This is a genomic window from Spongiactinospora sp. TRM90649 (assembly GCF_029382225.1).
Lineage (GTDB): Bacteria > Actinomycetota > Actinomycetes > Streptosporangiales > Streptosporangiaceae > Spongiactinospora.
Map to the genome: position 1 here is coordinate 54,770 of NZ_JARLTC010000021.1, position 23,629 is coordinate 78,398.

Below are 23,629 nucleotides of genomic sequence, written 5' to 3' on the forward strand. Positions count from 1 at the left end.
ATCATCCGGCTCAACTTTCCGGCTACGCCAATAGACGTGCGGGGTCACAGGAAGAGGATCAGCATTCATCTCGACTTGTATCATGTTTACGGGTGATCTTCAAATGATTGGCATGCGGTGATCGCACTGACCATGTTCGGCGATCTCAAGTTGGTACGTTCCACAGCAATTGCAGACCTATGCACGATCCAGGGGCCCAATGGGCGAGTCAGGCGAAAATGGGCTGAGTGTGACAGCAGGTAAGGGAATGACCAGGCATCCCTCCCCGTACGAGATCTAAAGATCGGCCGGAACGGCTGAGCCACCTGAGTGCGCGGCTACAGGACTCCCGGTTCATCGCGGGGTCACGTCCGCCGGGGAGATGTCGGCTAAGGTGCAGATCTCGGTCGATATGACGAAGCGAGAGTGTTCCGTGTGCAGCCACCGGACGGTCATGTGGGTGTCGCTCAGCCGGGTGGCGAGGGCGAAGGCGGAGTTCAACCATTGATCGTCGGGAGTGGTCGGGAAGGGCAGGCCGGCGATATGCGGGGCGACCACGCCTTGGATGGCGGCGGGCCACTCGGTGACGGGGGATCTGGGTACTGCTGCGATGAAGCACCCTTGTGCCGCGTAGTTGAACTCGGTGTGCACCGGGCCGTTCCAGTAGAGGCCGAACGCCCGGCCGGCCGTGGAGAGCGCGGTCAGGACACCGGTGGAGCGTGCTTCGCCGCCGTTCGGTTCGATGGCCAGGGTCCAGCCGTCGAGTGAACCGACCAGGACGGTCTGCCAGGCTTCGTCGTAGTGCTCCATCTCGGCGTCCAGGAGTGTCATCGGCGTGGCGCTCTCCGGCTCCGCGCCGAAGCAATGAGCGACCTGTTCGACGTCGAGGCCGGAACACCAGGTGACGCAGGCCGAATCGGGCAGCCATCGGGTGACCGGGCGGCGGTGGTCGGCGATATAGAGATCTGACATAAGATCCTCCCGAGCGTGAGGGCATACTGATCTTCATGGGTGATGAGGAACTCCGGAAGCGACTGGCCGATCTGCTGACTCGGGACCAGGGCGACCCAGAGGTCCTTCGGCAGCTCGCGTATGCCAACGACGCGCTGGGAAACGAGCACGAGGCGCTGCCCTATTACGAAAGGGCGCTGGCCGCGGGCGCGAGCGACCGACTCGGCATGTGGACCGGCTACGGCAGCACGCTGCGCGTGTGCGGGCGTTATGAGGAGGCGTTGGCGGCCTTCGACGAAGGGCTGACGGAGTTTCCCGGCGATCGGGGGCTGCGCGCGTTCCGGGCGATGGCCCTGCACAATCTAGGGAAGCACCAGGAGGCCGTCCAGGATCTGCTGCGACTCCTCGCCGAGGGCAGGCAGGTCGGCGGATATGAGCGGGCGGTGGAGTTCTACGCACGAGACCTCGGATTCACGGTCTGAGCCGGGCCGCCCGTCAACTCCGCCGCTGCGCGACCGCGAGGACGAGAGCGGCGACGAGTCCGTTACGGACGACGGTGGCGGTGTCGGCGCCGTAGGCAAAGGAACGGTAGATCGCGTGGCCGAGCGCGATCACCGGAATCAGCAACAATAGAAAGCTCAAGCTGTCGTGCATAACGGCCGATCTTATGCCGGACACGGGGCCCAGACGGAAAATCCATCATTCCCGGGAGACGGTCCGCCGATCGCGTGGGACGCCGTTTCAAGGGGGTGGGCTTCGCGGCGAATGAGGGATCGCCACGACTCCGGTGCCCTGGAAGCCGGTGCCGTGACGGCGAGACGTGACGCGCCCGGTGAGCGCCGGTGACCGGGCGGCGGTGGGCGGGACGTCGGCTGGAAGGGCTTGCCGTACGAGCCGGTCCTGTTCATGCTTCCGCTGATCGCCATGAAGCTCGCCCCGGACCCCGTAGGAAACGGCGAGCACGTGAACGCGGGCTTCATGGCACTGGCGCGCTGCTGGGGCGCCAGCTCTCTCGTTTTCGGTGCCGGCATCCTCAGGATCGTGGTGCGCAACGGCATGCGAACGACCGGCCGCACCCCCCGCCCGCCTTCGCCGACGATATGACCACCGCGCCGTACGACAAGGTGCCCGTACGGCGCGGCGGCGCTGTGACCGCGATCGGTCAGACGTCGGTGACGCGGATGCCCGCGTGGGACTTGTAGCGGCGGTTGACGGAGATCAGGTTGGCGGTGAGGGCCTCGATCTGGTGGGCGTTGCGCAGTCGGCCGCCGTAGATGCCGCGCATGCCCGGGATCCGGGAGGCGAGGGCCTGGACGGTGTCCGTGGCCTCGCGGTCGTCGCCGAGTACGAAGACGTCCAGGTCGATCTCCGGCACCTCGGGGTCGAGCAGGATGACCGCCGAGACGTGGTGGAAGGCCGCCACGACACGGCTGTCGGTCAGGACGGCGGCGGCCTGCTCAGCCGCGCTGCCCTCCTCGACCGGCAGAGCGTAGGAACCGCGCTTGTCGAACCCGAGCGGGTTGACGCAGTCGACCACGATCTTGCCCGCGAGCTGCTCGCGCAGCGACTCCAGCGTGGCCTTGTGGCCGTCCCACGGCACGGCGATGATCACGATGTCGCTCTCGGTGGCGACGGCGGCGTTCTCTCCGCCCGCCACGCCGTGGCCGATCGACTCGGCCGCCTGCTGGGCGCGTTCCGCGTTCCTGGACCCGATCAGCACCTTGTGCCCGGCCAGCGCGAAGCGCCGGGCAAGGCCCTTGCCCTGGTCGCCCGTGCCGCCGAGGATTCCCAATGAGAGCCCGCTGACGTCGGGAATCGCACTGTCCGCCACAATCATCACTCCTTCAATCACCGTAAGCCCAGATCATGCCAGGAGGTGAATAGCCCGGCGCCTCCGGGGTCGCTGAGGCAGCATGAAGGACATGGACGCGTCGTCGGTCGAATTCCTGCGCGAGGCGCTGGCTCCTACCGGATGGGTGGAGCGCACGCGCGAGTTCGCGCTCGGGCTGCGCGCGACCCGTTCCCCAGGCGGGCTGCTGGTGGTGGGCACTCCGGCGGAGGAGCCGTGGCACGTCGCCGCGCATCTGGACGACGAGGCCCGGCTGGCGGGCATGCCGCAGCTCGCGCCGACGCTGGTGCGCTGGTCGGTCCCGGTGGGGGCGCCGCCGCATCTGCGGGTCGGGCTGGAGCGGCTGCGCGCGACGCGGCGCGGCGAGACGCTGTTCGTGGTGACCGAGCACGGGGCCTCCGTCCCGCTGCTGGAACGGCTGGACGACGCGCGCCGCACCGGGGCGACGATCCTCGCGCTCGACGGCGACGAAGGCGATCCGGAACTGAGCGGCCTGGCGCACGACGCGCTGACGGTCCCCGCCGACGCCCCGCTGTCGTTCGACGCGGCCCAGCACCTGGTCAGCATGGCCGCGGCCGAACGTCGCGGCGGCGGCCTCCGCGACCGCCTGGCCCGCCTGCTCGAACGCGTGAGCGGCCCCCAGATCGACTGACCCGCCAGACCCCGGCCCGCCCCCGCCCACCGGCAGCACCGCCACCTGCGGCATTCAGCCGGGAGGGGGGTTGAGGGCCACCGAGAGGGCGGACAAGGTTCGGATGACCTGTTGGGCGTCTGGGGCGTTGTCCGGGTCGATGAGCCATTGCAGGATCAGGCCGTCCTGCAGGGCGATGACCACCGTGACGAAGACCTCCGGGTCGAACGGTGGCTCGACGCCCGCCTCGGCCGCCGCGCGGCGGACCATGGCCACGCCCGCGGCGCGGGTTTCGGCGTAGGTGGCCGCGAGTTTGGCGCGGAGGGTCTCGGAGCGGGCGGCCGGGGGGAACGCCTCGATGAAGGAGACCAGCATCGGGCGGGATTCCCTGAACACCTCGAACAGCACCGACAGGGCGCGGGACAGCGCCCCGGCCAGGCCCTCGTCCGTGATGTCGCGGTCGAAGAGCGCCTTTTCCACGCGTGAGACCCACTGGCCGAAGCAGTCGGCCAGGGCTTCGTGCAGCAGCGCCTCCTTGCCGCCGAAGTGGTAGCCGATCGAGGCCATGTTGGTGCCGGAAACGGCGACGAGGTCGCGGACCGTGGTCCCGGCGTAGCCCTTCTCCCGCAGGCACAGCATGGCCCCGGCGAGGAGTCTTTCCCGGTGTCCGCCCACCGGCTGTTCACGTGACACAGAGGACATGATACAAATCTATTCAAATGCATAGGGCGTACGATCGAATAGATCAGACGAGAGGACACACGATGCCTTCACCACCGCCCGGCCCCCGTAAGTCGGTCTTCCGCCAGACCTACCGGTTCCTGCGCGACCCGATGGGGCTCTTCGGCGAGACCGCCCGCCGCCACGGCCCGATCTTCACGCTCAGGTACCTCGGCTTCCCGCCGGAGGTTTACATCACCACCGCAGAGCTGGCCGAGCGCGTCTACGCCCTCGACGGCGACGGCGGCGGCCGGGCCGGGCAGGTGCGCAAGGACTTCATGGAGCCGGTCGTCGGCCGGCACTCGCTGCTCAGCCTGGACGGCGAGCCCTGGCGGCGGCACCGCAAGCTGCTCAGCCCGCCCCTGCACGGCCGGGCGATCTCCGGCTACCGCGACGAGATCACCCGGATCACCCTCCGCGCGCTCGACACCTGGCCCACGGACGAGCCGTTCCGGCTCCGCGACCGGATGCAGGAGATCACCCTGGAGGTGATCATCCGGCTGGTGTTCGGGATCAACGACGCGGCGCGGTTCGGGCGGCTGCGGACGCTGCTCCCCCGGCTCATCGACGAGAGCGGATCGTCCCAGTTCATGATGCTGCCCGTCGGGCTGCGGGAGCGGATGACCGCCTCGCCGCTGCTGCGGCGCGTGCCGTATCTGGCCACCACCCGCGTGGCGGTGCTGCGCGAGGCCGTGGACGCGCTGCTGCACGACGAGATCTCGCAGCGGCGCGCCGCGCCCGTCGAGGGCGCGACCGACGTGCTGTCCCGGCTGCTGGCAGCCCGTGACGCCGACGGCGAGCCGATGACGGACCAGGAGATCCGCGACGAGCTGATCACCATGCTGCTGGCCGGGCACGAGACCACCGCCACCGGCCTGGCCTGGACGTTCGAGCGGCTGGTGCGCGACTCCCGGGTGCTGGACCGGCTCCGAGCCGACCTCGCGGCGGGCGGGGACGAGTACCTCGACGCCGTGATCAAGGAGGCGCTGCGTTCGCGCCCGGTCGTCTACGAGGCTCCGCGCCTGCTCGACCGTCCGCTCGCGATCGGCGGGCACGAGATCCCGGCGGGGTGGTACGTCGCGCCGCTGATCGCGCTCATCCACCGCGACCCCACGGCCTTCCCCGATCCGGACGAGTTCCGGCCGGAGCGCTTCCTCCCCGCCGGCGAGGGCCGGGACGAGGAGGCCGCCGAGCGCGCCCGCCGTTCGTGGATGCCGTTCGGGGGCGGGCGCCGCTACTGCGTGGGCGCGCAGCTCGCGCTGCTGGAGATGCGCGTCATCATCCGCGAGGTGCTGAACCGCTTCGACCTTGAGGCCCCTGCGGGCGCCGGTCCGGAGGCGGTGCTGCTGAAGAGCGTCACGCTCATGCCCGGCGACCGCGCAAGGGTCATCGCCCGGGCGCGGACGGCGGTGCCCGCCCGCTGATCCCCGGGTGGCTCATCGTGCTGGGACGGCGCGCGAGCCGCGCACGCGCGCGCTCAGTCGCCGTCCCACTCCTTGTCGGCCTTCCGCCACGCCTCGTTGCGCTCGGCCGCCGTCTGTAGCGCGCGCGCCGCGGCCTCGCGGGTTTCGTACGGGCCCATGCGGTCCTTGTCGGGACAGCCTTCGTCGGGCTCGACCTGCATATGCGTCAGACAGAACCACCATTTGCCGCTCACGTGATGAATCCTGCCCGGTCCAGGGCCCAACTAGACTTGCGCCCATGACGACAATGCTCCGGCCCGGGCGGATCTCGCCCATGCGCAAAGTGCCCGCCCACATCCAGCGGCCGGAATACGTCGGCAAAAAGGCGCCGAAGACCGGTGAGCCCGACGTGAAGTCCGCCGAGATCATCGAGCGGATGCGCGTGGCGGGCAAGCTGGCGGGCCAGGCCCTCGAAGAGGTCGGCAAGCACGTCGCGCCGGGTGTGAACACCGACGAGCTCGACCGGATCGGCCACGAGTTCCTCTGCGATCACGGGGCCTACCCGAGCACGCTCGGCTACCGCGGCTACCCCAAGTCGCTGTGCACGTCGATCAACGAGGTCATCTGCCACGGCATCCCCGACGACACCGTGCTACGCGACGGCGACATCGTCAACGTCGACATCACCGCGTTCATCGGCGGCGTGCACGGCGACACCGACGCCACCTACCTGGTCGGCGAGGTCGACGAGGAGTCCAGGCTGCTGGTCGAGCGCACCCGGGAGGCCACCGAGCGGGCGATCCGGGCGGTGGCCCCGGGCCGGCAGCTCAACGTGGTGGGCCGGGTCATCGAGGCGTACGCGAAGCGGTTCGGCTACGGCGTGGTGCGCGACTTCACCGGGCACGGCATCGGCACCACCTTCCACTCGGGGCTGATCGTGCCGCACTACGACGACCCGTCGCTGACCACCACTCTGGTCCCGGGCATGACGTTCACCATCGAGCCGATGCTCACCCTGGGCACCATCGACTACGACATCTGGCCCGACGGCTGGACCGCCGTCACCAAGGACCGCCGCCGCACCGCGCAGTTCGAGCACACCGTGCTGGTCACCGACTCCGGCCGGGAGATCCTCACCCTCCCCTGACCCGCCTCAGCGGGTGGGTATGACGCCGGTGACGGTCGTGCCCTCCCCGGGCACGCCGCCGATCGTGAGCGAGCCGCCCAGTTCGGCGAAGGCGGCGCGCATCATCGCGGTGCCGCGCCCGCCCCGCGGCGCGGTGAAGCCGATGCCGTCGTCGCTGACCGTCATGCGCAGCCCGGACGCGCCGAGGGTGACCGCGACCGACACGGTCGTGGCCCTGCTGTGCTGTTCGACGTTGGCCAGCGCCTCGCGGAAGGCGACCAGCACGGCGCGTGACACGCGCGGCTCGACGTCGCCCTCCGGCAGCGCCCACGTCTCGACCGTGACGCCCGTACGGCGGGACCAGCGGTCAAGGTGGTCTTCCAGGGCCTCGGCCAGCCCCGGACTGCCCCCGCGCATGCGCGTTTCTTCGGTCACTGCCATGCGTCCTCTCGCACGGGGGCACCTCGCGCGCTCCGCGTGGACGCTCACCCGCGCCGGCTCGGCGAAGAACGCGAGACGGCGCGTGTCGTGGTGTGATGCGCGTCTCCCCCCGGCTCAAAGGCTACCGGCCAGGTGAGAGATGTCGCTGGTGAGGATACAAGGGCGTGGCCTCGCCGCTACTCCACGCGGCCCCGCCCTCACACCGCGCGGCGGGAGGTGCCCGGAGCGCGCGTCACTCGGCGCGGTCGCGCTTCTCCAGTTCGGCGAGGTAGGCGTTGTAGGCGTCGAGCTCGGCGTCGCCGCTGCCGCCGGTGCGCGCCGCGACTGCGTCCGCTCTGCGGTCGGCGTGCCGGGCCTTGCGGTCGTCGTCGCGCCACCACTGGATGGCCAGCGCGATGAGCACGATCAGGGTCGGGATCTCGCCGAACCCCCACGCGATCCCGCCGCCGGTCTGCTGGTCGACCACGGCCGAGGTGCCCCACGTGCGGCCGAGCTGGTCGTAGTAGGTCGGCGCGAGCGGGGTGGTCATCATCATCAGCGCGATGCCGAAGAACGCGTGGAACGGCATCGTCACGAACAGCGTGAGCAGCCTGCCCACGTGCGGCAGCGAGTGCGGGGCCGGGTCGACGCCGATGATCACCCAGAAGAACAGCGTGCCGCTGGCCAGGAAGTGCACCGACATCGCGATGTGGCCGAGATGGCTCTCCATCGCGGAGGCGAACAGCGGCGTGAAGTACAGCGCGTAGGTGGAGACGATGAAGATCGTGGTGGCGATCGCCGGATGGGCCAGGAACCGGGCCGCCCTGCTGTGCAGGATGACCGTGATCCACTCACGCGGCCCCCGGTCGCCCCGGCGGACGGCGGGCTTGAGCGCCCGCAGCGCCAGCGTCACCGGCGCGCCGAGCACCAGGAAGATCGGCACCAGCATGGAGATGACCATGTGCTCGGCCATGTGCGCGCTGAACAGCACCTTGGCGTAGCGGCCGACACCGCTCTGGGTGACCAGCAGCAGGATCAGGACGCCGACGACCCAGGCCGCGGTGCGGCCCCACGGCCAGTGGTCGCCGCGCCGCCGCAGACGGATCACCCCGGCCGCGTAGAGGCCGCCGAGCAGCGCCGTGACGACGGCGAAGAACAGGTCGAACCACCACAGGGAGACCAGGTTGCCCAGCGAGATCTCCGGCGGCACCGGGAAGCCGAGCAGTTCGAAGGCGCGGTCGATCGGCACCGGCGCGGGCGGCGGCGGGGTGCGGCCCAGCCCCATGGCCAGGCCGACCGTGGCGAGCATGAGCACGGTCTCGCCGGTGGCGAGCCGGATGTAGGAGCGGGGCTCGCCCTTGGCCAGGCGGGGCAGCGTGCGCTCGCGGTGCAGGTAGCCCAGCACGCCGAGGACGCAGAACGCGGTCGTCTTGGCCACGATGAGCAGGCCGTAGCTGGAGGTGAACAGGTCGGACAGGGTGGTGAGCTGGGCCAGGGTGATGAACACCCCGGACAGGCCCATGCCGACGAAGCACCACAGCGCCATCCGGGAGAACCGGGCGGCGGCGATCGGCAGGTGCGGGCCGCCGCGCATGGCGTGCACGGTGAGCACGACCAGCCCGCCCACCCACAGGGCCAGGGCGATCAGGTGGAAGGCGATGCCGCTGGTGGCCATCGAGTGGTTGGGCGAGGAGGAGGAGTGGCCGGTCAGCGCGGGCGGCAGCAGCGTGGCCACGGCCAGGACCAGCAGCCCGCCGGACGCGCCCGTGGTGATCGCGCCCCGGGAGAACAGGGCGATGGCGACGGCGAAGAGCACCACCAGGGTGAGCGCAACGCCCTGGGAGCTCTGGCTGGCGAAGCTGAGCAGCTCGTTGCCGTTCAGCACCTGGGAGACCGGCGCGCCCCAGATCTCCGAGACGGTGAACAGCATCGTGGCGGCGGTGGCCCCGGCCCAGGCCAGGGCCAGCCAGGAGGCGGCCTTGACGTATTCCGGGGCGGGCCTGGCCAGCAGCCCCTTGTCGCTGGGCAGCAGCATGGTCGAGACCAGCAGCGCGCCGACGGTGAGCACGCCGGAGGCGTTCATCACCAGCTTGGACAGCGGCAGGCCCCACCTGGTGAGCATGCCCTCGTCGGGCAGGCCGGGGATGATGCGCGGCGTGGCCGCGCCCCCGACGTACATCGCCACCACGAGGGCGGCCACCGCGGCGGCGGAGGCGGCCAGCGCGAGACGCACGCTCCTGTTCACCGGGTCACCGCTTCTTCTTGCCGCGCAGGCTGAGAACCATGCCGATGCCGACGCCCGCCAGGCCGCCGATGATGATCCACAACCACATACCGGGCCCTTCATCCCCCGAGGGGGCGAAGGCCGCGTCGGCGAGGGCGGGCGGGGCCAGGGCCCCGCCCAGTGACACGGCGAAGAGGACGGCCAGCACGGCGCCCAACGGGAAAGTCTTCATGACGCCCCCAGGCTACCGAGACCACGGGCCGGTCCGGACCTCGGAGCACCGCCTTTGGGCCCCCTGACCCGGCTACAACCCGACGCTGGTGAGCGCCCGCTGGTAGGCGGCGACGCTGCCCGGGCCGTCGTCCAGCTTGCCGAGCACCTCGGCGACCGTCCGCCAGCCCTGCGCGGCGCGCCGCGCGGGCGTCACCTGCTCCAGCCACCGCTTGGCCGCGTCGATCGCCGCGTGGGCCTCGTTCCGCTTGCCGAGCATGGCGTAGGCGCCGGACAGCAGGAGCTGGACCTCGGCGCCCAGGCCGTTGGTCGTGCTGGAGACCAGGTCGTGGGCGGCGGCAGCGTGGACCACGGCCTCGTCGAAGTTGCCGAGCGCGAACTCCACCCGGGACAGCTCGCGTTCGCACCTGGCCTGGTCGCCGCTGCCCGCGGAGGTCTCGGCCAGTTCGTGCTGGGAGCGCAGCAGCGCCTCCCGGCAGTTCTCGGCCTCGTCGGGGCGGATGCGGAAGCGCAGGTAGGTGTAGGCGAGCTTGACGCGCGCCAGGTTGCGGGGGTCGCCGTTCTCGGAGTGGACGGCGAGCGCCCGCTCGGCCAGGACCAGGGATTCCTCCTTCTGGTTCAGGGCCTCGGCGAGCATCGCACCGTTCCAGCACGCCGCCACGGTGGCGCGCGGGGTGCCCAGCAGGTCGGCGGCGGCGATCAGCTCGGCGCAGAACTGCTTGGCGCGCATGAGGTCGCCGCGGAGCTGGTAGGCGGCCAGGAGCGTGGCGCCCAGCTCGACCAGGTCGTCGTTCCAGGCGGGACGCACCGGCCCCATCAGGATCTGCTCGCAGACCTGGACGGCCGCCGCGAAGTCGCCCCGCTCCCGGTAGCAGCGGGACAGCGCGATGGCGACGGCGACGTGCCGTTCCGGCGTCATGCTGTCACCGGCGGAGGCGCGCAGGCCGTTCAGGGTCGCGATCGCCGAGTCGAGGTCGCCCCCGGCCTCCATCGCCCGTGCCAGGCCGAACTCGGCGTCGAGGCGGAACTGCACCAGGCCCGCGACGTTGTTGTCGGCGACCAGGTCGGCGTAACGCCTGCGGGCCTCGGAGACCTCGCCGTTCTCCAGCGCGATGCGGGCGTAGCCGAGTTCGAGTTCGAGCTCCTGCATCTGCTCGGCGGTCACACCGTTGACCAGGTAGCTCAGCGAGCAGTCGAGCTTATTCGCGAGCAGCTCCAAAACCGCCGAAGTTGGCGTCCGCTTCCCGCTTTCGATAAGAGATACATAGCTGTCGGACAGCTCCGGATGCGCGAGCTGAGCTTGGGACAGACCGCGCTGCCTGCGGATTGTCTTAATGCGCTGGCCCACCAGATCTTGACTCACCGGCACCCCTTGGAACAATGTCGTCGAACGAAAACCAGTGACGGGAGCACCACCATGCGTCGACGCCTCGCTGTCTCCGCCCTGACCGTGCTATGCACGACCATCCTGGCTGTCGTGGCCAATACTAGCGCCGCGTACGCCGGTCCGCCGGGCACGCAAATCATCACCAACGCGAAGGACATCTTCTGCTGCTAGAAAGCTGATCGGCTGCACCGATCACCGCAGTCGACGAACCCCCGGGGCGCAGTGCCGGCAGGGTGCGGGATCTCCGCCCCTCCCCCGGATCTCGGCCGGCGCCAGACCGTGCGCGTCTGATTCATCGCCGGCCGAGGTGCCGTCGTTACACGTCCCGGTACCGTCGTCACAGCCCGACGCTGGTGAGAGCCCGCTGGTAGGCGGCGACGCTACCGGGGCCGTCGTTGAGCTTGCCGAGCACCTCGGCGACCGTCCGCCAGCCCTGCGCCGCCCGTCGCGCGGGTGTCACCTGCTCAAGCCACCGCTTGGCCGCGTCGATCGCGGTGCGCGCCTCGACGCGGCGGTCGGCCATCGCGTAGGCGGCGGCCAGCAGGAGCTGGGCGTCGGCGCCCAGCCCGTTGGTCGCGCTGGAGACCAGGTCGTGCGCGGCCACCGCGTGGTGGATCGCCCGGGAGAAGTTGCCGAGGGCCAGCTCCACGTGCGCCAGCTCAAGCTCGCACCGCGCCTGGTCGGCCACGCTCGCCGACGACTCGGCGAGCTCCCGCTGCGAGTGCAGCAGCGCGGCGCGGCAGTCCTCCGCCTCCTCCGGGCGCAGCCGCAGCCGCAGCCAGGTGTAGGCGAGGCGCACCCGCGCCAGGTTGTGCTGGTCGCCGATCTCGGCGTGCACCGCGAGCGCCCGGGTGGCCAGGGTCAGCGCCTCCTCCTTGCGGCCGACCACCTCGGCCAGCAGCGCGCCGTTCCAGCAGGCGGCGACGGTGGCGCGGGGGCTGCCGAGCAGGTCGGCGGCGGCGATCAGCTCGGCGCAGAACTGCTGGGCCCGCAGCAGGTCGCCGCGCAGGTCGTAGGCCGCCAGCAGGGTGGCGCCCAGTTCGACGAGATCGTCGGTCCAGGCGGGACGCACCGGCCCCATCAGGATCTGCTCACAGATCTGGACGGCCGCCGCGAAGTCGCCGCGCTCCCGGTAGCAGCGGGACAGCGCGATCGCCACCGCGATGTGCCGCTCGGGGCTCATGCCGTCACCGGCCGAGGCGCGCAGGCCGTTCAGGGTGGCGATCGCCGAGTCGAGGTCGCCCCCGGCCTCCATCGCCCGCGCCAGCCCGAACTCGGCGTCGATCCGGACGGTGAGAAGCCCCGCCACGTTGTTGTCGGCGACCAGGTCGGCGTAACGCCTGCGGGCCTCGGAGACCTCGCCGTTCTCCAGCGCGATCCGCGCGTAGCCCAGCTCCAGTTCGAGCTCCTGCATCTGCTCGGCGGTCACGCCGTTGACCAGATAGCTCAGCGAGCAGTCCAGTTTGCGCGCCAGCAGGTCGAGGACCGCCGGGGTGGGTGTGCGTTTCCCGCTCTCGATGAGTGACACATAACTGTCGCTCAGCTCCGGATGCGCGAGCTGAGCTTGGGAAAGTCCGCGCTGCCTGCGGATTGTCTTAATGCGCTGGCCCACCAGATCTTGACTCACCGGCACCCCTTGGAACAATGTCGTCGAACGAAACCCAGTGACGGGAGCACCACCATGCGTCGACGCCTCACACTCTTCGCCCTGGCCGTCCTGTACACGGCCCTCTCGGCCGTGCCAGTCAATGCTATGACTGCGGAGGTCTCTACGTCTCCCGCGGTAAACACCGACGCCCCGCGATGCTGTTAAGTAATCCGTAGAGCGAGAAAGAGATCGACGCGGTCGGTCATCGTGGACAGGTCGCGGCCGGTCAGTTCCTCCACTCTGCGGATGCGGTATCGCACTGTGTTGACATGCACGTGCAGGCGCTCGGCGCACATGTTCCAGGAGCCCGCGCAGTCCAGGAACGCGCCGAGCGTACGCACGAGCTCCGACTGGTGTCTGCCGTCGTAGTCGAGTAGCGGGTCGAGCAGGCGTGCGGCGAACGACCGCCGTACATCCCCCGGGACCGTGGCCAGCAGCAGGTCGTGCGTGTAAATCTCATCGCTGGTCACCACACCCCCGTTACGGGCTTCGGCGAGCCTTCTGGCGTGCCCGGCCTCCTCCGCGCCGCCGCGCAGCGCCGCCGCGCCGGTGAGCGCGCCGCTGACGCCGATCGAGACGCGCATCTCCGGCACGCCCTGGGCCAGCGCCCGTGCGCCGTCGCGCAGCCGTCCGGCCAGCTCGGCGACGGTCTCGCGGTCGCCGAGGGGCACCACGGCGACCGCGCCGTCCGCCCCCGCGTGGGCGACGACGCCGCCGCCCGCCAGCTCCTCCACGATCTGCCCGCCCAGCGTGGGCGCGTCCGGGCCGCGCCCGGCGCGGGGCCTGGCCGCCACGGCGGCCACCACCGCGTACGGCTCGGCGGGGTCGATCCCGCAGGCCGAGAACCGGGTCGCCACCTCGGCGGGCTCGCCCCCGGCCACGGCCAGCGAGACGAGCTGCTCGGCGAGCCTGCGCTCCACCCGGCGTCCCTCCTCCAGCCGGGTCCGCTCCAGGGCGACGCAGGCCGCCAGCTCGTAACCGAGGTCGACCTGCTCGGTGAGGTCTCCGGCGCAGATCAGGGCCCATCCGGCGGCCCGGTGCCCCCGGCAGACGCCGAAGACGGTGTAGCGGCCGTCCGGCATGGGCGCCACGTGCGGCAGCCGGGGCGCGGTGAGGTAGACGTGGGCGAGCCGGTCCAGCGGGGCGCCCGCCAGGTCGCCGACGATCACCTCGCCGGTCGCGGAGACGACCGCGGCGTCCAGGTGCAGCTCACGGGCGGTCAGGTCGAACACGGCGGTCAGCCCGGCGCCCTCGGCGACTGCGGCCACCAGGCGGCGGTGCCTGCCGAGCGCGTCGCGAACGTCCACGGTCAGCCGGGCGCCGAGCACCTCGGTGATCTCGCGGAACGAGGTCTCCTCTGGCACCGCGAACACCGGCAGCCCGCGCTCGGCGCAGGCCCGCACCAGGTCGTCCGGGATCATGCCCAGCCGGGCCCGGCCGGCGCCCACCGCCGCCACCCCGGCCCCGCGCAGTGCCTCGGCGAAACGCTCGGAATCGGCGGGGTCCGTCCGCCACATCAACCCGGTGAGCACCAGCTCACCGCCGCCCAGATAACGCCCGGGATCGGGCAGATCGGTGATGTGCACGCCGGTGAATTCCCGGTCGAGATATTCACCGCCGGCGAGCAGGGAAAGGCCGAGCCTTTCCATGGACAGGAGTTCGCGTATTCGCACAGGTAACGATACCCCCGCCATTTGGAGGAAGCTACAACCACACGCGCGGGGCGGACGCCCGGTTTGATCGCCGAGCCCATAGGCCCTTTCCCGGCCGCGCTGATGTACTGCCGATGTGACCAGCATCGACACCGGCGCGCCCGTCCTGGGCGTGGGGCGGCCCGCCCCGCGCCCCGACGGCACGCTGAAGGTCACGGGCGAGTTCGCCTTCTCCTCCGATCTGTGGCTGGACGACATGATCTGGGGGACGACGCTGCGCAGCCCCCACCCGGCCGCGCGGATCCGCTCCATCGACGTGGGCCCGGCACTGGCCATGCCGGGCGTGCTGGCGGTGCTCACCCACGAGGACGTCCCCGGCGACAAGCACTACGGCCTCAACCGCAGGGACCAGCCGGTACTCGCCATCGACCGGGTCCGCTACCAGGGGGAACCCGTCGCGCTCGTGGCCGCCGACCATCCGGAACAGGCCAGGCGGGCGGCGGCGGCGATCGCGGTCCGCTACGAGACCACCGAGCCGGTGACCGACGCCCGCCGGGCGGCCTTCGACCCCGGCTGCCCGAAGGTCCACGACTCCGGCAACGTGCTGCGCCATCAGCCGGTGCGCACCGGCTCGGAGTTCCGCGCGCCCGTCGTGGTGCGCGGCGAGTACGAGGTCGGCATGCAGGACCAGGCGCCGCTCGGCCCGGAGTCCGGGCTCGCGGTGCCCGCGCCGGACGGCGGCGTGGACCTCTTCGTGGCCACCCAGTGGCTGCACGCCGACCGCGACCAGATCGCGCCGTGCCTGGCGCTGCCGCCCGAGCTGGTCCGCCTGTCGCTGGCCGGGGTGGGCGGCGCGTTCGGCGCGCGTGAGGACCTGTCCATGCAGACGCACGCCTGCATGCTGGCGCTGCGCACCGGCCGGCCGGTGAAGATGGTCTACGGGCGGGAGGAGTCGTTCTTCGGGCACGTCCACCGGCATCCGGCGCTGATGCGCTACGAGCACGGGGCCACCCGCGACGGGCGGCTGATCTACGTCAAGGCCGAGATCGTGCTCGACGGCGGCGCGTACTGCTCCACCTCCCCCGCCGTGGTGGGCAACGCGGCCTCGCTGGGCGTCGGGCCCTACGAGGTGGCGAACGTGGCGATCGACGCCTACGGCGTCTACACCAACAACCCGCCGTGCGGGGCCATGCGCGGGTTCGGCGCGGTGCAGGCGTGTTTCGCCTACGAGTCGCAGATGGACCGGCTGGCCGCCGCCTGCGGGGTGTCTCCGGTGGAGGTCCGGGTGCGCAACGCGGTCTCGCAGGGGTCCCGCCTGGCCACCGGGCAGGTCGTGGACTCCCCCGCGCCGCTGGCGGCGATGCTGCGCGAGCTGGAGGGGTTCCCGTTGCCGCCGCCCGCCGTACCGGCCGACCTGCGGGAACTGCCGGGCGGCGTCTCGCAGGCCACCCATGGCGAAGGGGTGCGGCGGGGCGTCGGCTACGGCGTCGGCATCAAGAACATCTGCTTCTCCGAGGGGTTCGACGACAGCTCCACCGCCGTGGTGCGCCTCTCGGTCTCGGGCGGCGAGCCGCACGCGCTGGTCCGGACGGCCGCGGCGGAGGTCGGGCAGGGCCTGGTGACCGTCCAGGAGCAGATCACCCGCACCGAGCTGGCCGGCTACGGCGTGCGCCAGGTCACGATCGCGCCCGCCGACACCACCGTCGCCTCGGCCGGGTCGTCCTCGGCGTCCCGCCAGTCGTACGTCACCGGGGGCGCGGTCAGGGCGGCCTGCCAGGCGGTCCGCGACCGGCTGGACGCGCTGGCCAGGCGGCACCCCGGCCTGCCGGCGGCCGGGCTGCTGGAGCGCTTCGGCCCGATCGAGGAGACCCGCGTCTACCGGCACCGTCCGACGTATCCGATGGATCCGGCGACCGGTCAGGGCGCCTCCCACACCCAGCTCGCGCTGTGCGTGCACCGCGCGGTCGTGGACGTCGACGTGGAGCTCGGCCTGGTGAAGGTGGTCGAGCTGGCCGCCGTGCAGGACGTGGGTCGGGCGCTCAACCCGGTCGCACTGGAGGGGCAGATCCACGGCGGGTCGGCGCAGGGACTGGGCCTGGCGCTGATGGAGGAGGTGCGAGTGGTGGACGGGCTGGTGCGCAATCCGTCGTTCACCGACTACCTCATCCCCACGATCCTGGACATGCCGCCGATGCGGGTGTCGATTCTGGAGTATCCGGATCCGGCCGCGCCGTACGGGCTGCGCGGGGCGGGCGAGCCGCCGACGCTGTCCTCGACCCCGGCCATCGCCGCCGCCGTGCGCGACGCCACGGGACTGGCGCTGGCCCGCGTCCCGATCAGCCCGGCGCACATCGCTATGCCCGCATCTGGGTAGAACGGTCCTCGTCCCCCCGTCGCCGCGAAGGGGGACGCGTGGACTGGCTGAACCGGTTGTTCGAGCTGCGCGGCCGGGAGACCACCGTGGGCGCCGAGGTGCGCGGCGGGGTGACCACGTTCGTGGCGATGGCCTACATCATCCTGCTCAACCCGATCATCCTGGCGGGGGCCACCGACGTCACCGGGGCCAGGCTGAGCATCCACCAGCTCACCACGGCGACGGCGCTGGCCGCGGCGGTCAGCACGCTGCTCATGGCGGTGGTCGGCAACGCGCCGCTGGCGCTGGCCGCCGGACTGGGCCTGAACGCGGTCGTCGCCTACCAGGCGGCGCCGCACATGACCTGGGCGCAGGCCATGGGGCTGGTGGTGCTCGAAGGCATCGCCATTGTGGCGCTCGCGCTGTCCGGCGTGCGGCGAATGATCATGAACGCCATCCCGCTCGCGCTCAAGCACGCGATCAGCGTCGGCATCGGCCTGTTCATCGCGCTGATCGGCCTGGTGGACGCCGGGTTCGTGGCCAGGGGCACCGGCACGCCGGTCCAGCTCGGCTCGACCGGGCACCTGACCGGGTGGCCGGTGACCGTCTTCTGCTTCGGCCTGCTGCTGATGATCGTCCTCTACACCCGGCGCACGCCGGGCGCGATCCTGATCAGCATCGTGGTCACCGCGGTCGTCGCGATCGTGGTGAACGAGCTGGTCACGATCGACCCGGCGGAGTGGGGCGTGGTGGCCCCCCGGGTGCCGGAGTCGATCATCTCGGCCCCGGACTTCGAGTTGCTCGGCCGTTTCGACCTGTTCGGCGGGTTCGTCACGGCGGGCGCGGTGACCGCCACGGTGGTGCTGTTCACCCTGGTGCTGTCCGGCTTCTTCGACGCGATGGGCACCATCATCGGGGTCAGCGACGAGGCGGGCCTGGTGGACGAACAGGGCCGGGTGCCCCGGCTGGGCGCGATCCTCACCGTGGACGGAGTGTCCGCGGCGCTCGGCGGCGCGGCCAGCGCCTCGGCCAACACGGTCTTCGTGGAGTCGGCGGCGGGCGTCGGCGAGGGCGCCCGCACCGGCCTGGCCAGCCTGGTCACCGGGGCGCTGCTCGGCCTCACCCTGCTGTTCACCCCGATCACCACGGTGGTGCCGGCCGCGGCGGCGGCGCCCGCCCTGGTGGTCGTCGGCGCGCTGATGATGACGCAGGCGCGCAACGTGCCCTGGCAGGACCTGGACGTGGCCATCCCGGCCTTCCTGACCATCGCCCTGATGCCGTTCACCTACAGCATCACCACCGGGCTGGGCGCGGGGATCATCGCCTACGTGGCGGTCAAGCTGGGTCGGGGGCGGTGGCGAGAGCTGCATCCGCTGCTCTACGTGGTGGCCGCGCTGTTCGTGCTCTTCTTCGCGGTCGGCCTGTTCGGCGGCTGACCCGGACGCGCCGTTCGGCGGCCGGGCCCAGCGGAATGTCGAGCGGCCGGGCCGGGGCCGGGGACCTGCCGCGGGACCGGCTTCCCGCGGCAGGAGTTCACGGCGCCGCGTAGCGCGGCGGGGCCGTGCGTGGCCGTGGTCTCTCGGAGGCCGGGTGTTGCTCAGGGCCACGCCAGGGCGGGTCTCCCGCGTGACGGGGGGTCGTCCGGCCCCCGAGAGTGCTCATCACACAAGATCCCCCGTCTCGAACTTGATCTCGTTCGTGCGCCGGCAGGCCCGCTCCATCCGCTTCAGCGCGGTGTTGACGACGTGCCCCAGCTCGGCGAGTTCCCGCTTCCGCCGCTCGGACTCCCCGGACTCCCAGTGCCGGATGGCCTCGTCCAGGGTCCGGAACCGGCTGTCGGGGGCCACCACGATCTGGCGTCCGTTCGCATAACGAATGGCCACCCTTCCGACGATGGTCCAGTCGCCATGAGCCATGACACGCCTTTCCGGTCGGTCGTGCACTCCGGGACCGCCGGACGGCGCGGAAGCCCCGGGCGAACCTGGAAGCGCTTCCGCGCCGGACGGCGCTGGGCCTCGAATCGATCGGCAGACCACTCTGTCGGCCGGTTTCGTAGCGGCGGGGTCTCAGCCGGGCCCGTAGCGCTGGGAGGCATGCCTCCGACGATAGGAACGCGCCGTTTCCCGGCTCAACGAGCTTGCACGAACTTGCACGCGACTTTGGGCAAGGTCCTGCCGCTTCAGGCGAGGTCCTGCCGCGCGACCGTGATCAGCTCCTGGGCGTGCCTGCCGTACCGCGCCATCCCCGCCAGCTCGTCGAAACCCTTGGCGTACTGGGCGATCTCACGTGGCTGGATGACGTTGACCGACGCGGTGAGCAGCTCCACCTTGACCGCCGTGTCGTCGAAGATGTGGAAGGCCTCGACGGGCCACAGGCGGCGCGACTCGGTCTGCGGGATCACCCCAAGCGAGACGCGCGGTAGCGCCATCACCGCCACGAGGTGATCGAGCTGGCCCGCCATGATGGCGGCGTCGCCGATGCGGTAGTGCAGCACCGACTCCTCCATCAGGATGGCGAACCGGTGATCGCCCTCGTGCAGCACGCGCGAGCGGGTCAGCCGCGCCTCGGCCGCGGCCTCGGAGTCGTCGGGCAACCCGCGGAACGCCGCGACCGAGGCCAGCAGGGCGCGGGCGTAGTCGGCGGTCTGCAACAGCCCCGGGACCACGTGCGAGCAGTAGACCCGGAAGTGCCTCGTCGCCTCGTAACGCGCGATGCCGGACTCCTGGGTCCGCCGCAGCCCCGCGCGGTGCACCCGCCTCCACTCGACGTACATCTCGTCGGCCTGCCTGGCGGCCGCGATCAGTTCCTCGATCTCCCCCTCGGCCCCGCACGCGCCGCACCAGGCCCGCAGGTCGGCGTCGGACGGGACTGTCTTGGCGTTCTCTATCCGGCTGGACTTCGACTCGTGCCAGCCAGCCGCGGCCGCGAGGGCGCGGGCGCTCAGGCCCGCGTCGAGCCTCAGTTCGCGCAGCCGCTGCGCGATGAGTCGGCGGGCGGCCAGCACACTGCTGGAGGGGAGGGCCCCCAGTGGACGGCGAACGGGTGTCAGTCGAGGCGACAGCGCTTGCGCGGATCCCATAACCAGCTCACAGACTGCCGATCGCAGCGACCGGCTCGAAAACGGCGGCGCCCCCGCCACCGACGGTGCTGTCAGTGTGACACACCGGCACAACCGGGGCCGACGCGATCAGGGCCGATGCGATCAGGTCACTGTGATCGCCGCGGGTCGGCGTCACGGCACGCTTCCAGGAGGAGCGGAGCCATCCGAAACGGGATTCTGACCACCCGCTCTCCTTCGGCGACCGGGTTTCGCGCCGTCATCAGCACCCTGGTCTCAGGGTCTTCTACCTCCCTGCCCTGGATCACGATGCTTCCATCGCTTTCGTCCACCCAGACCGAGGGGCAATCGTCAACGTCACTGGCTGGATCTTTGCCGAGGAACTTCAAAGCCATCGTCGAACTCCCGACCGTGGTGAGGTGCGTGGGGCTTGCCAACGCTTGAACGTAGGCACACTCTAACGCACGGTCAATGCCGTCTAACGCACAGTGAAAGAAGAGTCCGCCGTGGGCGAAAAACGCCGTCCGGTCAGCGAAGTTCGTCCAGGTCACAGGCCACGTTGTCGTGGTCGCGGTCGGGATAGTAGAAGTACTCCTGGTGGGTCTCCTTGTAGTAGGGGCCGTACCCCGCGTCGTTGGCCTCCCGGCACGTGGCGAACCTCGTGTCGGGCGCCCCGTCCGGCAGAGGGGCGGTGGCGGGCGCGGTCGTCGGCGGCGCCACCGGAGGGGTCGTCGCGCCCGTCACGGTGCCGGTGGGAACCCCGGGGGCGGTCGCCCCGTCTGAGGGCGCGGCCGGGACACAGGTGAACGACGGCGCGGGCGACTCGGCGGGCGGCGTGGTGCCCGGCTGGCCCTGATCGGTGGGAAGCGGCACGGTGGGCTGCCCCTGATCGGTGGGCGCCTGGCCCGTGGGCTGGCCCTGGCCGCTGGGCACCGCTCCGGTGGGCTGCTGCTGACCGGTGGGCTGGTCCTGCCCGGTCGGCTGGCCCTGCCCGGTGGGGGCGCCTCCCGGCGGGGTGACGCCGGGCTGGGGCGCGCCGCGCTGCGCCTGCCGTCCGCCGCCCGGCGGCTGGGACGCGCCCGGTTGACCGGAGGAGGGTGGGTTCACCGGACCCGGACCCGTGGTTTCGGACGTGCCGGTAGGCCCTGTTTGAGGCGGAGTCTGCGGCAGCGTCTCCGGGGCGGTCTGCGGGGCCGTCTGGGGCGCCGTCTGCGGGGCGGTCTGCCCCAGGCCGCTGGGCACCGTACCGGGCGGGCACTCGGCGCCGGGTCCCCGGAGCCGGGCCACGATGCCGTCGGCGACCTCCTTGGTGAACGCCCCCGAGATGCTGAGGCTGTCCTCGGTGATGGCCTCCGCCACCCTCGGCGCGGCGATCACCCGGTCGCCCGCGACGACGACGATCTGCTCGCGGACGGCCTCCTGGGTCAGCGCGCCGACCTGGTCGCGGAACGGCGCGGGCAGCGCGATCCGCACCGCGTAGGTGCCCTTCGACTCCTCGACCGCCTCGATGGCGTGCACCGACGTCACCTCGACGCCGGCCGCCGCGAGGTAGCACGTGGTGCCCGCCTCGTCGAGCAGCGCCTCCACCCCGGGACAGGGCGCGGGCCGTGTGGCCGTCAGGGGCGCGAAGTAGATCGGCGCGGCCAGCTTGCTCGGCGGCGTGCCCCCGGGCAGCACGTCGGGATTCGTGGTCATCAGCACGGCGACCGTGCCCAGCACTCCGCTGGTGACCACGACCGCGACGAGCGCGATGGCCAGGAGCGCGGTGGTCACCCTGCTGGCCCTCGGCGCGTCATCCCCCGGCGCGGAGGACGGCGGCCCGGGCTCCATGCCCGGAACCGGCTGCTTCTCCATCGGTGTCGACCCCATATTCGGAACGGTGCTCGCGGCAGAGCCTACCGATCGTCGCCAACTGCGGGTAATCCGCGCGTAAAGCCACGCTGTCGTTGACAAATTGTCATCAAGCCCTCGCGATTCAATCCATCCTGCGCCATGGTCCGCCTCCTCCGGGGAACTCACAGTGAAAGAGGGCGAGCCGAGGAGGGGCCGTGAAGATCGGAGTTCCGCGCGAGGTAAAGGACCACGAATACCGGGTGGCCCTGACTCCGGCGGGAGCGCACGAGTTCGTCCGGCACGGGCACCAGGTCCTCATCGAACGCGAGGCCGGGGTGGGGTCGGCGATCCTCGACGCCGACTTCGAGGCCGCCGGGGCGGCGATCCTGCCGACGGCGGACGACGTGTGGGGCGAGGCCGACCTGGTGCTCAAGGTCAAGGAGCCGGTCGCCGAGGAGTACCACCGGATGCGCAAGGACCAGGTGCTCTTCACGTATCTCCACCTGGCGGCCTCGGCGCCGTGCACCAAGGCCATGCTCGACGCGGGGATCACGGGGATCGCCTACGAGACGGTGCAGACGGCCGCCGGCTTCCTGCCGCTGCTCGCGCCCATGTCGGAGGTGGCCGGACGGCTCGCGCCCCAGGTGGGCGCCTACCACCTGATGAGCATGGGCGGCGGGCGCGGGGTGCTGATGGGCGGCGTGTCAGGAGTGCACGCGGCCCGCGTCGTGGTGATCGGCGCCGGGGTGTCTGGGATGAACGCGGCCGCGATCGCCCTGGGCATGCAGGCCGAGGTGCTGCTGCTGGACAAGAACATCGACCGGCTGCGCCAGGCCGACGTGATCTACCAGGGCCACCTCCAGACGATCGCGTCGAACGCCTACGAGATCGAGCGGGCCGTGCTGGAGGCGGACCTGGTCATCGGGGCGGTGCTGGTGCCGGGGGCGCGGGCGCCCAAGCTCGTCGGCAACGAGCTGGTCTCGCGGATGCGCCCCGGATCCGTCCTGGTGGACATCTCCATCGACCAGGGCGGGTCGTTCGAGGACTCGCATCCGACCACGCACGCCGACCCGGTCTATCGGGTCCACGACTCGGTGTTCTACTGCGTGGCGAACATGCCGGGCGCGGTGCCGCACACCTCTACCTACGCGCTGACCAACGTGACGGTCCCGTACGCGCTGACCATCGCCGACCTGGGCTGGCGGGCGGCGCTGCGGGCCGACCCGGCCCTGGCCCGCGGTCTCAACACGCACGCCGGCTCACTGACGAACCGGCCCGTGGCCGAGGCGCACGGGCTGGAGTTCGTCAGTGTGGAGGACGCGCTGACCTGACGGTGCCAGGCGCCGGGCGGACGCTCAGGAGCTGGGCGTGGGGGTGGCCATCGTGTCCGGGGTGCTCTTCGGCGCGGTCGTCGGGATCGGCTCCTGTGCCGCCGTCTTGTCGGTGCTGTTCGGTCCCTCGCAGGAGGCGCCGAACTCCGGAGTGGTGGTCGCGCTGTTGCGGTACTTCGAGATGAAGCGCTGGAGCTTGGGGTCTTCCGCGTTGGGCAGCTTGAGCTGGTTGTTCCACGAGCTGGCCACGACCGGTGAGGGCAGCCCCGGGTAGGGGCTCAGCAGCATGTACTCCTCGGCGGCGAGCTGCTTGAGCTTGTCCACCTGCGCCTTGGCCAGGTCGGGGCGGTAGGTGATCCACACCGCGCCGTGCTCCATCGAGTGGACGGCGTGCTCGCTGTTGATCGGCTCGTCGTAGACGCCGCAACGCTGCCAGATGGAGTTGTGCTCCCCGCCCATCGGCGGGGTCTCCTTGTAACTGATCTTCGTTTCCTTGTGCTGGCTGGCGGGGTAGCTCGCGGTGGCCACCTCTGACAGCGACGTCAGCGATCTCTCGCGGATCAGGTAAAAGGCGACGGCGCCGACGAGCACGATGATGACGAGACCGCCGGCGCCCCACATGAGCATGGCGGTGCGACGTTCCTTGCGCTTTTGCTCGGCACGCATCCGCGCGAGATGCTCACGCCTCGCCTGCGATTTCTCCTTCGACGACATCGTTCCTCCATCGGCGGGCCCAAGTAGGGGTCACCTTATTCGTAACTTATGTATGTGGAGGATAAAGGTGCCTTGCGCCTGCTTCACGCCGCTTACCGGAGATCGCGGGTACTCTGGGC

General features: G+C 71.1%; 24 protein-coding genes. 8 read left to right on the forward strand and 16 right to left on the reverse strand.

The features are described from left to right. Positions 1-333: 333 nt before the first annotated feature. Positions 334-951, reverse strand: a complete 618-nt coding sequence (locus tag P3X83_RS24020; RefSeq protein ID WP_277307444.1) for a DUF6461 domain-containing protein — start codon at positions 949-951, stop codon at positions 334-336. A gap of 35 nt (positions 952-986) precedes the next feature. Between P3X83_RS24020 and P3X83_RS24025 the strand changes: the two genes are divergently transcribed. Then, positions 987-1,412: a tetratricopeptide repeat protein gene (locus P3X83_RS24025; RefSeq protein ID WP_277307445.1), complete on the forward strand. Its 426-nt coding sequence runs from the start codon at positions 987-989 to the stop codon at positions 1,410-1,412. Between the two features lie 13 nt (positions 1,413-1,425). Here P3X83_RS24025 and P3X83_RS24030 read toward each other — a convergent pair whose 3' ends face one another. Then, positions 1,426-1,584 (reverse strand): hypothetical protein, encoded by a 159-nt coding sequence (locus P3X83_RS24030; protein ID WP_277307446.1) that lies wholly within the window; start codon positions 1,582-1,584, stop codon positions 1,426-1,428. Positions 1,585-1,812: 228 nt separating this feature from the next. Between P3X83_RS24030 and P3X83_RS24035 the strand changes: the two genes are divergently transcribed. After that, positions 1,813-2,034, forward strand: a complete 222-nt coding sequence (locus P3X83_RS24035; RefSeq protein ID WP_277307447.1) for a hypothetical protein — start codon at positions 1,813-1,815, stop codon at positions 2,032-2,034. A 58-nt stretch (positions 2,035-2,092) separates the two neighbouring features. Here the strand turns inward: P3X83_RS24035 and npdG are convergent, their stop codons facing one another. Continuing rightward, positions 2,093-2,767: an NADPH-dependent F420 reductase gene (gene npdG, locus P3X83_RS24040; protein WP_277307448.1), complete on the reverse strand. Its 675-nt coding sequence runs from the start codon at positions 2,765-2,767 to the stop codon at positions 2,093-2,095. 85 nt (positions 2,768-2,852) lie between these two features. Here npdG and P3X83_RS24045 point away from each other — a divergent pair, with 85 nt between their 5' ends. Beyond that, positions 2,853-3,431: a hypothetical protein gene (locus P3X83_RS24045; RefSeq protein ID WP_277307449.1), complete on the forward strand. Its 579-nt coding sequence runs from the start codon at positions 2,853-2,855 to the stop codon at positions 3,429-3,431. A gap of 54 nt (positions 3,432-3,485) precedes the next feature. Here P3X83_RS24045 and P3X83_RS24050 read toward each other — a convergent pair whose 3' ends face one another. Next, positions 3,486-4,103: a TetR/AcrR family transcriptional regulator gene (locus P3X83_RS24050; RefSeq protein WP_277307450.1), complete on the reverse strand. Its 618-nt coding sequence runs from the start codon at positions 4,101-4,103 to the stop codon at positions 3,486-3,488. Between the two features lie 71 nt (positions 4,104-4,174). On the opposite strand from P3X83_RS24050, the gene P3X83_RS24055 reads away from it, so the two are divergent. Further along, positions 4,175-5,554 carry a cytochrome P450 gene (locus tag P3X83_RS24055; protein WP_277307451.1) on the forward strand — a complete coding sequence of 460 codons (1,380 nt, stop codon included), beginning with the start codon at positions 4,175-4,177 and terminating at the stop codon, positions 5,552-5,554. A gap of 53 nt (positions 5,555-5,607) precedes the next feature. Here P3X83_RS24055 and P3X83_RS24060 read toward each other — a convergent pair whose 3' ends face one another. Next, positions 5,608-5,787: a hypothetical protein gene (locus P3X83_RS24060; protein ID WP_277307452.1), complete on the reverse strand. Its 180-nt coding sequence runs from the start codon at positions 5,785-5,787 to the stop codon at positions 5,608-5,610. Between the two features lie 44 nt (positions 5,788-5,831). Here P3X83_RS24060 and map point away from each other — a divergent pair, with 44 nt between their 5' ends. Then, entirely contained in the window at positions 5,832-6,680 is an 849-nt protein-coding gene (gene map / locus P3X83_RS24065) for a type I methionyl aminopeptidase (protein WP_277307453.1), read from the forward strand. Positions 6,681-6,686: 6 nt separating this feature from the next. On the opposite strand, the gene P3X83_RS24070 is transcribed toward map, so the two are convergent. The 6 genes from P3X83_RS24070 to P3X83_RS24095 form a co-directional block, all read right to left on the reverse strand. Beyond that, the gene (locus tag P3X83_RS24070) at positions 6,687-7,094 is read right to left on the reverse strand and encodes an ATP-binding protein (protein ID WP_277307454.1); all 408 of its coding nucleotides are present in this window, start codon (positions 7,092-7,094) and stop codon (positions 6,687-6,689) included. Positions 7,095-7,332: 238 nt separating this feature from the next. Beyond that, positions 7,333-9,324 carry a cytochrome c oxidase assembly protein gene (locus tag P3X83_RS24075; RefSeq protein WP_277307455.1) on the reverse strand — a complete coding sequence of 664 codons (1,992 nt, stop codon included), beginning with the start codon at positions 9,322-9,324 and terminating at the stop codon, positions 7,333-7,335. A 4-nt stretch (positions 9,325-9,328) separates the two neighbouring features. Further along, positions 9,329-9,535, reverse strand: a complete 207-nt coding sequence (locus P3X83_RS24080) for a hypothetical protein (protein ID WP_277307456.1) — start codon at positions 9,533-9,535, stop codon at positions 9,329-9,331. Between the two features lie 72 nt (positions 9,536-9,607). Next, positions 9,608-10,903: a helix-turn-helix domain-containing protein gene (locus P3X83_RS24085; RefSeq protein ID WP_346742742.1), complete on the reverse strand. Its 1,296-nt coding sequence runs from the start codon at positions 10,901-10,903 to the stop codon at positions 9,608-9,610. 355 nt (positions 10,904-11,258) lie between these two features. Continuing rightward, the gene (locus tag P3X83_RS24090) at positions 11,259-12,548 is read right to left on the reverse strand and encodes a helix-turn-helix domain-containing protein (protein WP_277307458.1); all 1,290 of its coding nucleotides are present in this window, start codon (positions 12,546-12,548) and stop codon (positions 11,259-11,261) included. 182 nt (positions 12,549-12,730) lie between these two features. After that, positions 12,731-14,218 carry a PucR family transcriptional regulator gene (locus P3X83_RS24095; RefSeq protein WP_277307459.1) on the reverse strand — a complete coding sequence of 496 codons (1,488 nt, stop codon included), beginning with the start codon at positions 14,216-14,218 and terminating at the stop codon, positions 12,731-12,733. A gap of 139 nt (positions 14,219-14,357) precedes the next feature. On the opposite strand from P3X83_RS24095, the gene P3X83_RS24100 reads away from it, so the two are divergent. Both P3X83_RS24100 and P3X83_RS24105 read left to right on the forward strand, forming a co-directional pair. Next, positions 14,358-16,595: a molybdopterin cofactor-binding domain-containing protein gene (locus P3X83_RS24100; protein WP_277307460.1), complete on the forward strand. Its 2,238-nt coding sequence runs from the start codon at positions 14,358-14,360 to the stop codon at positions 16,593-16,595. A 38-nt stretch (positions 16,596-16,633) separates the two neighbouring features. Next, complete coding sequence (locus tag P3X83_RS24105) at positions 16,634-18,010, forward strand: NCS2 family permease (protein ID WP_277307461.1); 1,377 nt, start codon at positions 16,634-16,636, stop codon at positions 18,008-18,010. 225 nt (positions 18,011-18,235) lie between these two features. On the opposite strand, the gene P3X83_RS24110 is transcribed toward P3X83_RS24105, so the two are convergent. The 4 genes from P3X83_RS24110 to P3X83_RS24125 form a co-directional block, all read right to left on the reverse strand. Continuing rightward, positions 18,236-18,457 carry a hypothetical protein gene (locus P3X83_RS24110; protein ID WP_277307462.1) on the reverse strand — a complete coding sequence of 74 codons (222 nt, stop codon included), beginning with the start codon at positions 18,455-18,457 and terminating at the stop codon, positions 18,236-18,238. Between the two features lie 296 nt (positions 18,458-18,753). Further along, positions 18,754-19,578: a DUF5753 domain-containing protein gene (locus tag P3X83_RS24115; protein ID WP_277307463.1), complete on the reverse strand. Its 825-nt coding sequence runs from the start codon at positions 19,576-19,578 to the stop codon at positions 18,754-18,756. A gap of 203 nt (positions 19,579-19,781) precedes the next feature. Continuing rightward, the gene (locus P3X83_RS24120) at positions 19,782-20,183 is read right to left on the reverse strand and encodes a hypothetical protein (RefSeq protein ID WP_277307464.1); all 402 of its coding nucleotides are present in this window, start codon (positions 20,181-20,183) and stop codon (positions 19,782-19,784) included. Beyond that, entirely contained in the window at positions 20,161-21,501 is a 1,341-nt protein-coding gene (locus P3X83_RS24125; protein ID WP_277307465.1) for an excalibur calcium-binding domain-containing protein, read from the reverse strand. Before P3X83_RS24125 ends, P3X83_RS24120 begins: the two co-directional genes overlap by 23 nt. A 179-nt stretch (positions 21,502-21,680) precedes the next feature. Here P3X83_RS24125 and ald point away from each other — a divergent pair, with 179 nt between their 5' ends. After that, positions 21,681-22,796, forward strand: a complete 1,116-nt coding sequence (gene ald, locus P3X83_RS24130) for an alanine dehydrogenase (protein WP_277307466.1) — start codon at positions 21,681-21,683, stop codon at positions 22,794-22,796. Positions 22,797-22,820: 24 nt separating this feature from the next. On the opposite strand, the gene P3X83_RS24135 is transcribed toward ald, so the two are convergent. Continuing rightward, the gene (locus P3X83_RS24135) at positions 22,821-23,462 is read right to left on the reverse strand and encodes a DUF3105 domain-containing protein (RefSeq protein ID WP_277307467.1); all 642 of its coding nucleotides are present in this window, start codon (positions 23,460-23,462) and stop codon (positions 22,821-22,823) included. Positions 23,463-23,629 lie beyond the last annotated feature (167 nt).

Coding starts and splice junctions, on each gene's coding strand:
- P3X83_RS24020 (WP_277307444.1), bottom strand. CDS start 951: ATGTCAGATCTCTATATCGCCGACCACCGCCGCCCGGTCACCCGATGG.
- P3X83_RS24025 (WP_277307445.1), top strand. CDS start 987: ATGGGTGATGAGGAACTCCGGAAGCGACTGGCCGATCTGCTGACTCGG.
- P3X83_RS24030 (WP_277307446.1), bottom strand. CDS start 1,584: ATGCACGACAGCTTGAGCTTTCTATTGTTGCTGATTCCGGTGATCGCG.
- npdG (WP_277307448.1), bottom strand. CDS start 2,767: ATGATTGTGGCGGACAGTGCGATTCCCGACGTCAGCGGGCTCTCATTG.
- P3X83_RS24045 (WP_277307449.1), top strand. CDS start 2,853: ATGGACGCGTCGTCGGTCGAATTCCTGCGCGAGGCGCTGGCTCCTACC.
- P3X83_RS24055 (WP_277307451.1), top strand. CDS start 4,175: ATGCCTTCACCACCGCCCGGCCCCCGTAAGTCGGTCTTCCGCCAGACC.
- map (WP_277307453.1), top strand. CDS start 5,832: ATGACGACAATGCTCCGGCCCGGGCGGATCTCGCCCATGCGCAAAGTG.
- P3X83_RS24080 (WP_277307456.1), bottom strand. CDS start 9,535: ATGAAGACTTTCCCGTTGGGCGCCGTGCTGGCCGTCCTCTTCGCCGTG.
- P3X83_RS24095 (WP_277307459.1), bottom strand. CDS start 14,218: ATGGAAAGGCTCGGCCTTTCCCTGCTCGCCGGCGGTGAATATCTCGAC.
- P3X83_RS24125 (WP_277307465.1), bottom strand. CDS start 21,501: ATGGGGTCGACACCGATGGAGAAGCAGCCGGTTCCGGGCATGGAGCCC.
- P3X83_RS24135 (WP_277307467.1), bottom strand. CDS start 23,462: ATGCGTGCCGAGCAAAAGCGCAAGGAACGTCGCACCGCCATGCTCATG.